15 protein-coding genes are annotated in these 15,005 nt (G+C 74.0%); 7 read left to right on the forward strand and 8 right to left on the reverse strand.

Features of this window, described 5'->3' with window-relative positions; translation table 11 throughout:
• Window positions 1-132 precede the first annotated feature (132 nt).
• Window positions 133-864, reverse strand: a complete 732-nt coding sequence (locus tag KIS93_RS45415; RefSeq protein WP_080041493.1) for an FHA domain-containing protein — start codon at window positions 862-864, stop codon at window positions 133-135.
• Between the two features lie 164 nt (window positions 865-1,028).
• Here KIS93_RS45415 and KIS93_RS45420 point away from each other — a divergent pair, with 164 nt between their 5' ends.
• Together KIS93_RS45420 and KIS93_RS45425 are read left to right on the forward strand one after the other, a co-directional pair.
• Window positions 1,029-2,654, forward strand: coding sequence for a serine/threonine-protein kinase (locus KIS93_RS45420; protein WP_080041494.1), 1,626 nt, complete (start codon window positions 1,029-1,031; stop codon window positions 2,652-2,654).
• 96 nt (window positions 2,655-2,750) lie between these two features.
• Window positions 2,751-3,092, forward strand: coding sequence for an STAS domain-containing protein (locus KIS93_RS45425; RefSeq protein WP_168018593.1), 342 nt, complete (start codon window positions 2,751-2,753; stop codon window positions 3,090-3,092).
• A 6-nt stretch (window positions 3,093-3,098) separates the two neighbouring features.
• On the opposite strand, the gene KIS93_RS45430 is transcribed toward KIS93_RS45425, so the two are convergent.
• Both KIS93_RS45430 and KIS93_RS45435 read right to left on the reverse strand, forming a co-directional pair.
• Entirely contained in the window at window positions 3,099-3,917 is an 819-nt protein-coding gene (locus KIS93_RS45430) for an SAM-dependent methyltransferase (protein WP_230465449.1), read from the reverse strand.
• Between the two features lie 67 nt (window positions 3,918-3,984).
• Entirely contained in the window at window positions 3,985-4,392 is a 408-nt protein-coding gene (locus KIS93_RS45435; protein ID WP_080041496.1) for an NUDIX hydrolase, read from the reverse strand.
• Window positions 4,393-4,422: 30 nt separating this feature from the next.
• Between KIS93_RS45435 and KIS93_RS45440 the strand changes: the two genes are divergently transcribed.
• Complete coding sequence (locus KIS93_RS45440) at window positions 4,423-4,896, forward strand: MarR family winged helix-turn-helix transcriptional regulator (RefSeq protein WP_080041497.1); 474 nt, start codon at window positions 4,423-4,425, stop codon at window positions 4,894-4,896.
• An 85-nt stretch (window positions 4,897-4,981) separates the two neighbouring features.
• Here KIS93_RS45440 and KIS93_RS45445 read toward each other — a convergent pair whose 3' ends face one another.
• A complete protein-coding gene (locus KIS93_RS45445) occupies window positions 4,982-5,587 on the reverse strand; it encodes a DJ-1/PfpI family protein (protein WP_080041498.1) in 606 nt (201 codons plus the stop codon).
• Window positions 5,584-6,561, reverse strand: coding sequence for a GlxA family transcriptional regulator (locus KIS93_RS45450; protein WP_080041499.1), 978 nt, complete (start codon window positions 6,559-6,561; stop codon window positions 5,584-5,586). The genes KIS93_RS45445 and KIS93_RS45450 overlap by 4 nt, the downstream gene beginning before the upstream one ends.
• A gap of 131 nt (window positions 6,562-6,692) precedes the next feature.
• Here KIS93_RS45450 and KIS93_RS45455 point away from each other — a divergent pair, with 131 nt between their 5' ends.
• Window positions 6,693-7,142, forward strand: coding sequence for a hypothetical protein (locus KIS93_RS45455; RefSeq protein ID WP_080041500.1), 450 nt, complete (start codon window positions 6,693-6,695; stop codon window positions 7,140-7,142).
• A 5-nt stretch (window positions 7,143-7,147) separates the two neighbouring features.
• The gene (locus KIS93_RS45460; RefSeq protein WP_080047084.1) at window positions 7,148-7,417 is read left to right on the forward strand and encodes a hypothetical protein; all 270 of its coding nucleotides are present in this window, start codon (window positions 7,148-7,150) and stop codon (window positions 7,415-7,417) included.
• Between the two features lie 44 nt (window positions 7,418-7,461).
• Here the strand turns inward: KIS93_RS45460 and KIS93_RS45465 are convergent, their stop codons facing one another.
• Entirely contained in the window at window positions 7,462-8,319 is an 858-nt protein-coding gene (locus KIS93_RS45465; protein WP_080047085.1) for an FRG domain-containing protein, read from the reverse strand.
• A 114-nt stretch (window positions 8,320-8,433) separates the two neighbouring features.
• Between KIS93_RS45465 and KIS93_RS45470 the strand changes: the two genes are divergently transcribed.
• Complete coding sequence (locus KIS93_RS45470; protein WP_080041501.1) at window positions 8,434-9,348, forward strand: alpha/beta hydrolase; 915 nt, start codon at window positions 8,434-8,436, stop codon at window positions 9,346-9,348.
• Between the two features lie 282 nt (window positions 9,349-9,630).
• Window positions 9,631-12,012 (forward strand): AfsR/SARP family transcriptional regulator, encoded by a 2,382-nt coding sequence (locus KIS93_RS45475; protein ID WP_080041502.1) that lies wholly within the window; start codon window positions 9,631-9,633, stop codon window positions 12,010-12,012.
• Window positions 12,013-12,096: 84 nt separating this feature from the next.
• Here the strand turns inward: KIS93_RS45475 and KIS93_RS67890 are convergent, their stop codons facing one another.
• The gene (locus tag KIS93_RS67890) at window positions 12,097-14,703 is read right to left on the reverse strand and encodes a S8 family serine peptidase (protein ID WP_155128267.1); all 2,607 of its coding nucleotides are present in this window, start codon (window positions 14,701-14,703) and stop codon (window positions 12,097-12,099) included.
• A complete protein-coding gene (locus tag KIS93_RS45485) occupies window positions 14,700-14,996 on the reverse strand; it encodes a hypothetical protein (protein ID WP_080041504.1) in 297 nt (98 codons plus the stop codon). The genes KIS93_RS67890 and KIS93_RS45485 overlap by 4 nt, the downstream gene beginning before the upstream one ends.
• Between the last annotated feature and the right edge of the window lie 9 nt (window positions 14,997-15,005).

Genomic DNA, 15,005 nt, shown 5'->3' on the forward strand with positions numbered 1-15,005 from the left:
ACGCTGCTTTCCCTCGTTGCGCATCCGCGCTCGGCTACCCCATCAGGACGTGTCCATTCCTGAGCGGGGGCAGGCCCCCGTGGCGACGGCGGCGCACCTGCGTGGACCGGCTCGGGGCGGCTCCGGGAGTGCTCAGCGGCGCGGCACCGGGAGCAGCGCGAGATGGTCGGCGGTGACCAGGTCGAACTTCAGCGCCACCGACACCAGCGCGTGCCGCTGCCAGTCGGCCTTGCCCTCCCCGCTCTGCGGGCTCTTGACGTGCAGCTTCTTCTCGGCCAGGTAGCCGATGTGGAAGCCGACGGCGGTGCGGCTGAGCCCGAGGTCGGGCAGGCGTTCGATGATCTCGGGGATCGTGGGGATGCGCGAGGTGGAGGGGTCGCGCAGGCGCGGCTCGCACAGGGCGACCAGGATGCGGAAGTACTTCGCGTTCTGGTCGAGCGGGTAGGCGACCTGCGTGACGGCGCCGCCGTCCGCGTGACCGGGCGGCACGTGAACGTGCTGCGGCGCGAACACCAGGAACGAGACCGTCCCGTCCACCGCCGGCAGCGTCACCCGCGAGAACTCGAACGGGATCGGCGCCCCCATCCGCCCCGGCGGCACCTTGACGAACTCGCCGCCGCCCTCCGGGTTCTCCACCACGTACGTCTTGGACGTGCTCAGGTTGGACAGCAGCCAGTAGTCGCCCACCGCGACGATCCGGCCGGCGCGGCGCGAGACGGCGGGGTCGTCCAGCACGAGGTCCACCGGCGAGCCGGGCGTCCCCCGCCCGAAGAACGCCTGCTCCCCCGGCGCGAGCTCCAGCGAGTACGGCCGGTCGTCCGTGGGCGTCGCGGCGAGCTGGATCAGGATCGTGCTGTGGGACATCGGGCGCGACCCTACTCGCGCGCCCGCGCAGGTGTCGAGGTCATGCGGTTCCTCCCCGTATCGGTGCCGCCGCCTCGATCGTGCGGGACGGCGCCCCGTCCGCGTAACCTGCCAGCTTCCAGGGCGCGTGGACGGATCCAGCATGATCCACCATCATGAGCTGAATGACGGCTCCCTCCCACGCAGGCCGCTACCGGATCGAGCAGCTCATCGGGGTCGGAGGGTTCGCCTCCGTCTACCTCGCCCGCGACGACGACCTCCGCTCGTGGGTGGCGGTCAAGATCCTCGCCGACAACTGGGCCAGGCAGGCCGACGTCCGCGAGCGGTTCCTCCAGGAGGCGCGGCTGCTGCGCCGGGCCGACTCCCACCTGCTCGTGCAGGTCTTCGACCTCGGCGAGCTCGACGACGGCCGCCCCTACTTCGTCATGACGTACGCCGACCGCGGCACCCTGCTCGACCGGCTGAAAGGCCCGCCCATGAGCGTGGAAGAAGCGCTCGGCCTGGTCGACGAGATCTGCCAGGGCGTCGCCGTGCTGCACAGCATCGGGGTCGTCCACCGCGACCTCAAGCCGTCCAACGTGCTGTTCTGCTCGCGGCCCGAGGGCGGGGAGCGGGTGATGGTGGCCGACCTCGGGATCGCCCGCTCCACCGACCACCTGAGCGGGCTGACGCTGCCGGCCGGCTCGCCCGGCTACCAGGCGCCCGAGCAGCTCCACTTCGACGGGGCGCCGGACGCGCGGGCCGACGTGCACGGGCTGGGGGCGCTGACGTACCACCTGCTCACAGGGCAGGTGCCGGCCAAGCCCGAGCACCGGGTGCCGCCCAGCGCGCTGCGGCCCGAGGTGCCGGAGGCGGTGGACGTGGCGGTGATGCGGGCGCTGGACCCGGACCGCGCGCTGCGCTGGCCGGACGCGGCCGCGTACGCCGCCGCCCTGTCCTCCCCTACCCCCGCACCACCTCCACCTGAGGACGGCGGCCGGCCCGAGGACGACCGCCCCGAGGACGACCGGCTTGAGGGCGACCGGCTTGAGGGCGACCGGCCCGAGGAGGGGCGGGCGGGGGGTGGCAGGCGGCGGGCGCTGCTCGCCGGCGGCGCGGCGGTGGCCGTCGCGGTCGTGGCCGCCGTGACCCTCGTGCTGATCCGCCCGTCCGGCGGCGCTCCCGGAGGCACCGCGCGCCCGGCGCCCGTCACCGGCTCCCGCTCCAGCCCCGGCTCCAGCACTGACTCCAGCCCCGGTTCCACCCCCAACTCCAGCACCGGCTCCGACGCCGGCTCCAGTGCCGCGACGAGCTCGGGCCCGGCCCGGAGCGTGACGGAGGGCTCGACCGCGCGCTGGCTGCGCGAAGATTCCGACATCCCGCGCGAGTACCGCACGCTGATCGTGCAGGCCGGCACGTACTGCGAGGAGCCCGGCCTGAGCCCGGCCCTGATCGCGGCGATGCTGAAGGCGGAGTCCGGCTACGACCCCGAGCTGTCCGACAGCGTCCGCAACGAGTACGGCATCGCCCGGTGGACCCCCGAGGTGCTGTGGCACTGGCAGCCGGGCGGCCTGCAGAGCCCGAAGCCCGCGCCGCCGTTCGGCCCCGAGCTGTCGATCCTGTCGATGGGCCGCTTCCTGTGCGGGCTGGGCCCGCAGGTCGAGCAGTTGCCCGGCGATCCGGCGCTGAAGCTGGCCGCGCTGTACCGCAGCGGGGTGGCGCCGCTGCGGCGCGCGAACGGCATCCCGGCGAAGTGGCGCGCGTACACGGAGAAGGTCTCCCGTTACCTGCGCGACTACCAGCCCGCCTGACACGGGGGTCTGACCGGTGGTCGTGAGTATGGCTTCCTGGTTTCATTGCACTGTGCAATGATAAAAGTGCGAACCGTTGCAAAGCGGAGGGGTGGAATGAGAAGCGCTGACCGCACCGGCTTCTCCTGGGTCGTCACGCAGAGTGACGACGCTGCTGTCCTGCGTCCTGCCGGCGATCTGGATCTGGCCTCGAAGGAGGAGTTCCGCCACGGCCTGACCGAGGCGATCTCGTGCCTCAGGCCGCCGTCCGTGGTCGTCGATCTGCAGGACGTCGCCTTCTGCGACTCCTCAGGGCTGAACACGCTGATCTGGGCCGCCAACACGGTTGAGGCCGCCGGCGGCTCGCTGCGGCTGAGCGGGCTCCAGCCCCGCCTGACTCGGCTCCTGCACGTGACGGGCCTGGACAAGCGGTTCTCCCGCACGCCGACAGGGTCGTGACGCCCTCTAGGGCTGCCGGCCCACCGCTCCGATGAGGCTGGGCACGGTGAGGTCCACGGCGACCTGCCGGTCCAGCTCGGACTCGGGCCGCCACGACTTGACGGGCACGAGGCCCGGCTCCAGCAGGGTCATCCCGTCGAAGTAGGCGGCGATCTGCGGGAGCGAGCGGGCGATCAGGGCGCCCGGCTTGGTGGCCTTGTAGACCTGCTGGCCCGCCCTGACCTTGGGATCGTCGGTGTCGGGCGCGTAGAAGTGGGAGATGAGCAGGTGGCTGCCCGGCGCGAGCGGCGCGCGCAGCGTCTTGACGATGTCGCTGGTCAGCTGGTCGCCGGGGACGAAGTGGAGCACCGCCGAGATCAGCAGCCCGACGGGGCGGCCGAAGTCGAGGTGCCCGCTCACGTCGGGGTCGTTCAGGATGGCGGCCGGGTCGGTGATGTCGCCCCGCACCGCGAGCGTGCCGGGGTTGTCGGCCAGCAGGGCGCGGGCGTGCGTCAGGACGATGGGATCGTTGTCGACGTACACCACCCGCGCGTCGGGGACGATCCGCTGCGCGACCTCGTGGACGTTCTCCTGGGTGGGCAGGCCGGCGCCGATGTCGAGGAACTGCCGCACCCCCTGCTCGGCCATGAGCCGCACGGCCTTGCCGATGAAGGCCCGGTTGTCGCGAGCCGTCTCGCGCACTTCGGGAACGATCGAGATGATCTTCTCCGCCGCCGCCCGGTCCGCGGGGAAGTTGTCCTTGCCGCCCAGGTAGTAGTCGTACATGCGGGCCACGCTGGGGATCGTGGGGTCAACACCGGGCACATCCGGCTCAACGGCACTCACGCATCGTCTCCCTGCACTGAGGTGCCGCCAGCCTAGCGATCAGTCTGGTACGGGTGAAGTGTCGGTTTTACCGGAGTAATCCAGCTTCGTGAAGTGCCTCCAGAACCAGCCCGTCGACGTACGACACCCGGTGCCGGTCCTCGTACCCGAACCACGCCGTCTCCGCGATCTCCATCGACGGCGTCAGCGGCCCGTCGTGGTCGGCGGTGTAGCAGATCATCCGGAACGGCCCGCGCTCCGGATGCCCGGCCGGCACCTCGAACGTCCCGACATGCACCATCGAGCCCGCGTCGATCGCCGTCAGCAGCTCCTCCTCGATCTCCCTGACGAGCGTCTGGCTGTCGGACTCGCCCGGCTCCCGCATCCCGCCGGGGAAGTAGAACACCTCGCGGCCGTGGCTGCGCGTCACCAGCACCCGGTGGTCGCGCACCAGCACCCAGGCCACCTTCTCGCGTACCGCCTCGTCGTTCGCCATGACGCCAGACCCTAGTGGAGACTTGGGGGGGTGAGCTCCGAGAACGACCGTCCCGCCGCCCCCACCACCAGCGCCTCCATCGTGGTGCTCACGCTGGCGCGCCAGGTCGAGGCCGAGCTCGGCGCCGCGCTCGCGCCGCTCGACCTCACGGTGAGCCGGCTCGGTCTGCTCGGGCACATCGCGGCGATGCCGGGGGTGTCGTTCAGCGAGCTCGCCCGCATGTCGGGCATCACCGTGCAGAGCGTGCACGCGGCGGTGAAGGCGCTGGCCGGGGCGGGGCTGGTGCGCGATCACACCGCCCGCGCGGGCTCGGCGTCCGCCATCGAGGTCACGCCCGAGGGGGCGCGCCTGATGGAGCGGGCGCGGGCGGCGGTGGCCGAGGTGGACGAGCGCCTGTTCGGTGAGTCCGCCGACCCGATCAGGCGGCAGGTGGGCGACACGATCCGCGCCGCGTTCTCCGGTCAGGTCCCGTCCCGGGAGGTTCGTCAGCCCGGTACGGCTTAGGGCCCGTTCAGAGAGGTTCGTCCGTCAGGTACGGCTTAGGGCCCGTTCAGAGAGGTTCGTCCGTCAGGTACGGCTCAGGGCCCGTCTAGAGCGGCTCGTCCGCCAGGTACGGCGGCGCGGGCTCGTACTGGAGCTGCCTGCGCACCGCCCGGGCGTGCTCGCGCCCGTGGAGCCGCCCGACCAGCCACAGCGCGGCGTCGATCCCGGCCGAGACGCCCTGGCTGGTGAGCAGCTTGCCGTCCACGACGTAGCGGGCGTCGCGCACGACCGTCACCTCCCCCAGCGCCTCCAGCTCCTCCTCGTGCTGCCAGTGCGTGGCCACCCGCCGCCCGCGCGCCGGCCCGGCGGCGTGCAGCACGAACGCGCCGGTGCACACGCTCGCCACCCAGCTCGCCCGCTCCGCCACCGCCGCGACCCAGCCGGTGACGACGGGGTTGTGCGCCTGGACCTTCCTGGCGCCCCGGCCGCCGGGGACGAGCAGCACGTCCAGGGGCGGATGGTCGTCGAGGCCGTGGTCGGGCAGCACGCGCAGGCCCTTGGCGCAGCGCACGGGGCCGGGGTGGTGCTCGGCGATCAGCACCGCCGTGTCGGCGCCGCCGCGCAGCGCCGCCGACATGGTGAAGACCTCCCAGGGGCCGCCGAAGTCGAGCTCCTCGGCGTCCTCGAAGATGAGCAGTCCGTACGTGGTCACAGGTCGCCTCCCTGGGCGTGGGCGTGGAATCGGTCGCGGTAGTCGGACGGGGCGACGCCGACGCGGCGGTGGAACGTGCGGCGCAGCGTCTCGGCCGTGCCGAAGCCGCAGCGGCGGGCGATGACCTCGACGGGCTCGTCCCCGCCCGCCAGCGCCCGCTGGGCCGCCTCGACGCGGACCCGCTCGACGTACGAGCCGGGCGGGACGCCGAGCTCGGCGGTGAAGCGGCGTTGCAGGTGGCGCGGGCTGAGGCCGGCGTGCGCGGCGAGGTCGTGGATGTCGTGGCGGGCGCCGGGGTCGGCGTGGATGGCCTGCACGGCGGCGCGGATCGGGTCGGTGGACGGCTGCGCCGACCACAGCGCCACGCTGAACTGCGACTGGTTGCCCGGCCTGCGCAGGAACAGCACCAGGTGGCGGGCCACGTCGAGCGCCACCTCCTGGCCGAGGTCGTCCGCCACGAGGGCCAGGGCGAGGTCCATGCCGGCGGTCACGCCCGCCGACGACCACACGCGGCCGTCCCTGATGAAGATCGGCTCGCTGTCGACGGTGACGGCGGGGTGCTCCCGCGCCAGCCTGTCGGCGCGGGCCCAGTGGGTGGTGACCCGGCGGCCGTCGAGCAGGCCGGCGGCGGCCAGCAGGAACGCGCCCGTGCACACCGACGTCACCCGGCGGGCCGTGGCGCCCGCGGCGGCGATCCAGGCGAGCAGCGCCGGGTCCTGCCTGGCCGTGTAGACGCCGCTGCCGCCGGCCACGACGAGCGTGTCGACGCCGCCGGGCTCCAGGGTGTCGATGCCGTGGCCGGCGTGCACGGGCAGGCCGCTGCCCGCTCGTACGGGGCCGGGGGCGGGCGCCACGATCTCGCACGCGTAGCGGCCCGAACGCCGGCCCGCCTGGTGGAAGACCTCGTGCGGGCCGGTCAGGTCGAGGGCCTGGAAACCGTCGTAGACGACGAAGACGATGCGGCGCTGGCTCACCCCTTCACCCTCCTGGGCGTCGCCGGATGGCGTCAACGACCGCTGCCCCACACATCGCGCCATACCTTCAGGCACCCTGAAGGATTCGTGCTAATCTTCAGGCCATCTGAAGGTTTGGAGGGGAGTACTTCGTGGAGCCTCTGCTGCTGTCCATCCACGTGGTCGCCGGCATCGTGTTCGTGGGTGGCTCGGCGATCGCGACCAGCCTGTTCCCGCGCTATGTGCCGGTGACCGGCGCGGACGGAGCCCAGGAGCGCAGCCGGGCCGTGGCCGCCGCGCTGCACCGCATCACCCGCGGCTACAGCATCGCCGGGCTCGTCGTGCCCGCGGCCGGCATCGTCCTGGCCTTCGTGCAGGGACGTACCGGCGAGATCTGGATCACCCTCGCGATGATCCTCACCGCGGCGGCGGGCTTCCTGCTGGCCGTGCAGATCTACCCGCGCCAGCGCGACGCCCTCGCCACCCCCGGCGCCCGCGACCGCCTGCGGCCCCTGGCCATGCTCGCCGGGGTCTACAACCTGCTGTGGACCGTGGTCGTCGTCCTGATGATCGTGCGGCCCGGCGCCGTGGAAGGGGCGTGAGCGCCATGCGGGCCCTGCGCGTCGCGGTCGCCGTGGAGACGCTCTCGCTTGCGGTCCTGCTGGTCAACCTGGTCACCGTGCACCTCAAGGCGGTCTCGTCGCTCGTCGGGCCCGTGCACGGCGGCGCCTACCTCGCCGTCATCGCCTGCACGGTGCTCGTGCCCGGCAGCGCCGCGACCGGGGCGCGGTGGCGGGCCTGGATCCCGGCCGTCGGCGGCCTGCTCGCCGTCCGCCGCCTCCGCCTCGCCCCGGCCGGCCTCACCGACCGTCCCTGATCTTTCCAAGCCCGCCATGGACCGGGCCTGAGCGGCTTAGAGACTCATCCGGCCATGCGGCCGTCCTGGCGGTGGCGCTCCTCCTGGCCCGTCATCGACCCGCCGTCGCCGCCCCCGTCCTCGATCGAGCCGGGCGAGTAGTAGCGCCGCAGCCAGTCGGCCAGCCCGTCCAGGCCGGGCAGCAGGACGCGCTCGGTGATGTTCGCCTGGTCGAGCCGCTGCCTGACCTCGGCCTTCACCTTCGCCGGGATCACCCAGGCACGCGCGAGCCCCGGATGCTCCTCCAGCCACTCCTCAAGCTGGAACGCCGGGTCGGAGAGCAGCGACAGCACCGAGGACTGGTTGATCACCCGTTCGTCCAGCGACGGCGGCTCGAAGAAGGCCAGGAACGGCCGGTCGCCGGTCAGCCCGTCGAAGGAGGGCAGGTCGGCCGCGACCCGGGCGAGCATCTCCGTGGTGAACACCAGCGCGCCCTCCTCGGCCAGCAGCTCGCTCAGCGACGGCGGCAGCAGCTCGTGGGCGCCGGCGCAGTCGATCGCGAGCAGCACGCCGTCGTCCTCTGGCCAGGAGGCGGTGGCGAAGTGCAGGGCGACGAGCGGGGAGAACGTCCAGTCGAGCAGGCGCGTGGGCAGGCCGTGGTGCTGGCCGAGGGCCAGCCAGTCCCAGACCGTCGGCCCCGGGGCTTGCCGGTGCGCATATTTCCGGAAATTTCGTATCAGGTGGGACTCGACGGCCGCATAGTCCCCCCGCAGCCGCGCCAAACCCGACATGTGCGTGTACGTACTGCGGGCCAGCCCCCGGAACACCAGCGTCGAATGCGAGTGCCCGGCCCCGGCACCGCGGCCCGCCTCGCCCACCGAATCATCCAGCTCCCGCCAGGACGACACCGTAACCTCTTCCATCCTGATCACGTTGCCCCTGGTCAGCCGCTTCACACGAGCCGGTCTCGACAACTTCGGCCACGGAACCTACGTTCGGGGAGACCTACGTCGTTCCCCCGCACGAGGTGACCTCCCATGGCACTGGACCACGCGACGACCGAGTTCCTCAAACAGCTCGCCGAGACGGGCGGCAAGCCCATCCACGAGATGAGCGTGGCGGAGGCCCGCGCCCTCAGCGCCTCCCTGAGCGAGATGTTCGGCAAGGGCCCCGACCTGGCCCGCGTCGAAGAGGTCAGCATCCCCGCCGAGGACGGCGCCGCGTTCCCCGCCCGCGTCCTGACCCCCGACGGCCCGCCGCGCGGCATCCTGCTCTACTTCCACGGGGGCGGCTGGGTGCTCGGCGACATCGACGAGTTCGACACGCTCGGCAGGGAGCTCGCCGTACGCACCGGCTGCACCGTCGTCCTGCCCGGCTACCGGCTCGCGCCCGAGCACCGCTACCCGGTCGCCGCCCGCGACGCCTACGCCACGCTGCGCTGGGCCGCCGGCCACCTGCCCGGCCTGCCGATCGTCGTGGCCGGCGACAGCGCGGGCGGCAACCTGTCCGCCGTCGTGGCCCAGCGCGCCAGGGACGAGAACGGCCCCGCCATCGCGCTCCAGGTGCTCGTCTACCCGGTCACCGACTGCGACCTCGACCGCCCCTCCTACCTCGACCCCGAGAACCAGCTCATGCTCACCCGCGACGCCGTCTCCTGGTTCTGGGACCACTACGCGCCCGACCCCGCCCAGCGCGCCAACCCCGACGCCTCTCCCCTGCGCGCCGCCGACCTGTCCGGCCTGCCGCCCGCGCTCGTCCTGACGGCCGAGCACGACGTGCTGCGGGACGAGGGCGAGGAGTACGCGCGGCGGCTGCGGGAGGCGGGGGTGCCGGTGGAGCTGCGGCGGTTCGACGGGCAGATGCACGTCTTCTTCACGCTGGTGAACGTGCTACCCGCCGGTGCCGACGCCCTCGACCTGATCGCGGAGACGGTGGAGCGGCGACTGGGGTGAGGGGCGCTGTCCGGCGGGTTGGGCCTGCGGTGAGAGGCACTGTCCGGCGGGTTAGGCGTGCGGTGAGAGGCACTGTCCGGCGGGTTAGACGTGCGGTGAGAGGCACTGTCCGACAGGTTAGGCGTGCGGTGGGAGGCGCTGTCCGGCCGGGGTAAGCCTGATGTCACCCGCCCTGCTCCCTAGGGTGAACCCTGGCCGTCCCCCTGTTGTCGGCGCGGCGCGGCCCGGCCTATCGTTTCGGCCTATCGTTTCGGCGGACCTGCCGTCCCCGGAGGTGCGACGATGCTGCTCGCCAAGGTGGCCGCGCCGATGCCGGAGCTGAGGTGGCCGGCGCAGTTCTCGCTCGACGGGCTCGGCGACCGGGCCAGGCTGCACCTCCTCGTTCCCGAGGGGTACCTGGTCGAGGGGCAGCTGGCCGCCGACCTGCTGCGGGCCGGCCGGGGGCTCGGGTGGCTGCGGCCGGACCCGTACGAGCTGGAGCCCGACGACCTGCGGCGCCTGGCGGCGGCGAGCGAGCCCGCCGGCACCGTCGTCATCCAGCAGCCGCTCGCGGACCCCACCCGGCTCGGCGGCCCCGCCCCGGCGCTGGCCGCCAGCGAGGTCGTCCTGTCGCCGTGCGCGGGTGACCGGGGGCTGGCGGTGCGGGCGGAGAGCGCCGTCGCGGCGGCCGGGCACCTCGACTGCCCGCTGCGGCGCGATGTCATCGACCGGCTGGTGGCCGTGACGGGAGGGCGGTCGGCGGTCATCGACTCGGTGCTGCGGGCCGCGTGCCTGCGCGGCGCCGCCCGCCAGGACGTCCTGGCCGAGCGGGTCATGCGCGCCGGCGGCCTGGCCGAGCTCGTCGCCTCCGTCGTGGCGTGGCTGCTCCGGGACGCCGAACCGGCCCGGCTCCAGGCGCTCGCGCTGGCCGCGCGGCTCGGGTACGCCCACGAGGACCTGACGGCGCTGCGGCCCGCGCTCCGCGAGCCCGGCAAGGAGCCGTGGTGGGAGCCGCTCACCGGCGGCTGGTACCGCATGCTCCCGTTCTGGTCCACCGCCATCTGCGCCCTGCGCCCCGCCCGCACCCCGGCCTTCCGGCGGCGGCTGGCGCTGCTGGCGGGCGAGCTGGTGGGGGCGCACGCGGCCCGGGAGGCGGTGGAGCTGTCCCGCCGCGCGAACGACCGCGCCCTCCTGTCCGACCTCCTGTCGGAAACGGACGTCACCCTCACCCCACCCGGACCGGAGGTGATGTCCGCCGAACCGGAGGTGATGTCCGCCGGACCGGACGGGCCGCCGGCCGGGGCGGGCGGGATGCCCGCCGGGTTGGAGGCAGCGTGGCGCCGGGCCAGGGCGGCGCTCGTCGTCGGGCGGCTGGGCGAGGCGCTGGAGCACGGCCGCCGGGCCCGCGACCTCACCACCGAACCGGAGCCGGCGGACCGGATCCGGCACGCGCTGCGCCTCATCCGCCGCACGATGCGGGCCCGCTCGGCCCACAAACGCATGATGCTGCTGCTCCAGGCGATGGAAGCCACCACCTGGCCTCACGCGACCGCCTCGGCCACGAGCACCACCGCCCCGCCGCACGCCACCACCTGGCCCCGCACAGCCGCCTCCGGCACGGGCGCCACCGCTCCGGCGCATGCCACCACCTGGCCCCACGCGACCGCCTCCGGCATGGGCGCGACCGCTCCGGCGCACGTCACCGCCTCGCCGCACGCCACCATCCCGCCGAACGGAGCGGCACCCACCCCGCCGACCCCTGCCGCGCCGCCCGACCACGTGGCGACGCGGCAGGCGACGACCCCCGGCGCGGCAGCAGCGCACACTCGGCCGGAGCGGGCCACCACCTCAGGACCGGAAGGCGAGGTGCACAACGTGGCCGGGGCGGCGGCTGGGTTCGGCCGGGAAGGCGGGCGGGCCGATGTGGAGGCGTGGTTGCTGGGGACGTTCCGGCTGCGGGTGGGCGGGCGGCCGGTGGAGGAGTGGTCGGGGAAGCTGGGCAGGTCGGTGCTGATGTACCTGCTCCTGTCCCACCCCAAGCCCATCCGCCGCGACGTCGTGATCGACGCGATCTGGCCGGGCGTCCCGGAGGGCGCCGCCCGTAACCGGCTCAACGCGACCATGCACGCCCTGCGCGCCGACCTCCGCAAGGCCGCGCACCCGGACCGCCAGGTGATCGTCTACGAGCGGGAGACGTACGCCCTGGCGCCCGGCCTGTCGATCTGGCTGGACGTCGAGGAGTTCGCCGGGCGGTGCGCCACGGCGGCCCTGCTCCAGGAGGAGGACGGCAAGCGCGGGGAGGCGATCGCCCGGCACGAGGCGGCGAGGGCACTGTATGCGGGCGACCTGCTGGAGGACGCCCCGTACCTGGACTGGGTGGTGCCGGAGCGGGAGCGGCTGAGCACGGCGTACGTGGACCTGCTCGACGGCCTGGCCGCCCTGTACCTGGCGGAGGGCGCGTACGCGAAGTGCGTGGACACGTGCCGGCGGGTCCTGGCCAGGGATTCGTGCAGGGAGCAGACCCACCGCCTGCTCATGCGCTGCCACGCCCGCCAGAACCAGCCGCACAAGGCGCTGGCCCAGTACGAGACGTGCCGCAGGGAGCTCGACGCCGTGCTCGGCATGACGCCCAGCCCGGAGACGCACGCCCTGTTCGAGTCGGTACGCCGCCACCTGACCGTCTGAGCCTCGAACCGCCACCGGAAGGATCATCAGCCTCGTGCCGGCCCGCCCGCGCCCGCCTTCGGAGGTGCTGACGACGTTCCGGGGTCACTCCGGCCGCAGGCGGGCGCGTTCGGCGATGAACGCGAGCAGCCGCTCGACGTCCCAGCCGCGCACGCGGGAGACATCGTCGCTCTGGTGGTGGCGGATCTCGCAGTTCAGCACCTCCCTGGTGCCGCTGTCGGCGGTCAGCGTCAGCGTGAACGTGTGCCGCTCCGGCACCGCCCGGCGCTCCCCGGCCGCGAGGTCGGCGGCCTGGCGGATCCAGCCCTGCTTGGCCAGGCGTTCTGCGCCGATGCCCGCCGGGTGCAGGATGGCGGCCAGCTCCTCCACCGACAGGGCCGAGAGCTGCTCGAACGTGGTGACCCCGGCCTCGTGCAGCAGCCCCGCGATCTTCGGGCCGACGCCCTTGACCCGCTGGAAGTCGTCCCCGGCCACGGCCGGGGGTGCGCCTTCCACCGGCACCATGTGGCCGGGGCCGCCGTTGTCGTCGCGCGTCCACAGGCCGCCGCGGTCGGTGACCACGATCTCGCAGTGGTAGGCGCCCGGCGGGAGCCCGCTCAGGTCGGCGCGATGGTCGCGGCCGAAGCCGGTGCCGGTGCGCTCGGCCACGTGCTTGCCGATGGCCAGGCGGGCGGGGACGGTGTGGCAGCGTACCTGCCAGGAGCAGTCCGTGTCCGTCTCCCACAGCAGCGTGGCGCCGTCGGCGCGCACGTTCACGACCTTCGGGAACGCGGCGGTGGCGGCCAGCTCGACGGCACGCGCGACGTCCAGCTTCCCGGCGCCCCAGGCGTGATCGGCATCCGGCTCGCCGGCCGGTCCCGGGCCCGGTGGTCTGGCGGCGCGGCGCAGGAGCTGGGCCGCCTGCTCCCCCGTGAGCTGGGCCAGGCCGCTCATGGTGCGGGCGGCCAGGACGAGGGCGGCGGCGCCGCAGACGTGGGGCGCGGCCATGCTCGTCCCCGCCATGAGGGTGTGCGCGCGGTCGGGCTGGGGCGGCAGCGGGCTGCCGGCGCGGCGGGCCGAGACGACGGTCTCGCCGGGCGCGGTGAGGTCGGGCTTCATGTGGCCGAGCCGGGTGGGGCCGCGGCTGCTGAACGCCGACAGCGAGCCGAAGCCGGCGCTCCAGTCGGTGGGCCGGGTGGCGTACGAGCCGACGGTGAGCAGGCGGCGCGCGGTGCCGGGCACGGTGATCGTCCGGGACGGGTCGGACGAGCCGGCCGCGAACGTGGTCTGCTCCCCCGCCCCGGGCCCGCCGCGCGGCGCGCGCTCGATCCACGCGTCGTAGCGGCCGTGCGTGACGGGGCCGCCGCGCAGCACCAGCCGCCACAGGCCCGCCTCGATGCCCTGCCCGGCCCGCCCTGCGGAGATGATGACGGTGGTGGCGGTGTCGCCGCTGGCCGAGGCGTCGGTCTCGCTGTCGATCGTGACCCGGTCGCCGCCCCTGGTGGTGAACGTCCGCTCCTCGCCCGGAGCGGTGAACGGCGTCTGCGACCCGCTCGGCGGCGCCACGCTCACGCTGATCTCGTCCTCGCCGCCGAACCACACCTCCACGATGTCGTCATCGGCGTCCCCGGGCTGGACGAGCAGGTCGAGCGTGACGACCTCGCCCTGCGCGATCGTGCCGCCCGCGTGGGTACGCCACTCGCGCTCGTTCCCGGCCGACTTGACGATGACGACGCCGGGACGGCGGGCGTAGGCGTCCAGGGCCCGCTCGACCAGCGACTCGCCGGAGTGGCCGCCGCCGTTCATGCCCTGGCTGACGTTGATGGCGACGGGACGGCCCTCGGCCCGCCGTACGACGTAGTCGACCGCGGCAACGAGCTGGGTCGAGCGGCCGAGCGTGACGCCGGGCTCGCCGGCCAGCGCGACCACGATGAGGTCGGCGTGCGGCGCGATGCCCTGGTAGACGCCGCCGAGCTGGCTGTCGTCGCCGGCCGCGATGCCGGCCACGTGGGTGCCGTGCCCGCCGTCGGCGTCCTCGTGCGGCACGATCTCCAGCGGGTGCGGGTCGCCGAGCGCCTTGTCGAGGTCCTCCTTGGCGTACTCGGCCCCGTACGGCACGGAGCCGCCGGCCGGTGCGGGCGCCGACTGGTCCCAGAGGCGCAGGATGCGGGAGCCGCCGGCGTGGCGGAAGGCCGGGTGCGTGTAGTCGATGCCGGAGTCGATGATCGCCACGATGGCGCCCTCGCCGAGCAGGGGGCCCGAGCCGTCGGGGGCGGGGACGGCGCCGCGTACGTCCTTGAGCGAGATGTTCAGCTCAGGGAACAGCGGCCTGGACGACTCGATCCGCGTCACCGACCCGTGCGCGGCCAGCTCCTCCAGCCGGGCGACGGGCACCCGCGCGGTGTAGAGCGGGCCGGGCGGGCCCGCGTCCCGCTGCGCCGTGTGCACGGTCAGGCCCGGCACGTCGTCGAGCGCGCGGCGGTCACTCGCGCTCAGCAGCACCTCGACGGTCCCCTCCACCGCACCCGCTGCCGTGCCCGCTGCCCTGCCCACTTCCGGGCCCGCTTCAGGGCCCGCTTCAGGGCCCACTTCCGGGCCCACTTCCGGGCCGCGCCGCCACCCGACGCGGTCCGCCAGCGTCGTGCCCTCCAGGTCGGCCTGCTCCCGTGTCCGCGCGAGGAGGTGCCGCAGGCGTGCGTCCAGCGTTCTCATGCCCATCCCTGCCCTTGCTCCTGATGCCCCTCGCGGGACAGCTCGATCCGCAGCACGAAGGGCAGCCCGGCCAGCCGCCGCAGCGGCGCGACCCCCTCGACGGCTCCGGAGACGACGGCTCCCTCGGCCGCGTACGTCCTCAGGCCGGCCGCGCGCAGCTCGGCGAGCTGCGCGCGGCTCGGCGGGACCGCGGTGAGCAGGAGGATCTCCAACGGGCCGGCCTCGTCACCGGCGGCGGCCAGGTGGTGCCTGGTCCGCGCGTCGAGCTTGGCCCGCCACCCCTCCGTGCTCATGACGCGCTC

The sequence above is a fragment of the [Actinomadura] parvosata subsp. kistnae genome, assembly GCF_900323885.1.
Taxonomy (GTDB): Bacteria; Actinomycetota; Actinomycetes; order Streptosporangiales; family Streptosporangiaceae; genus Nonomuraea; species Nonomuraea composti.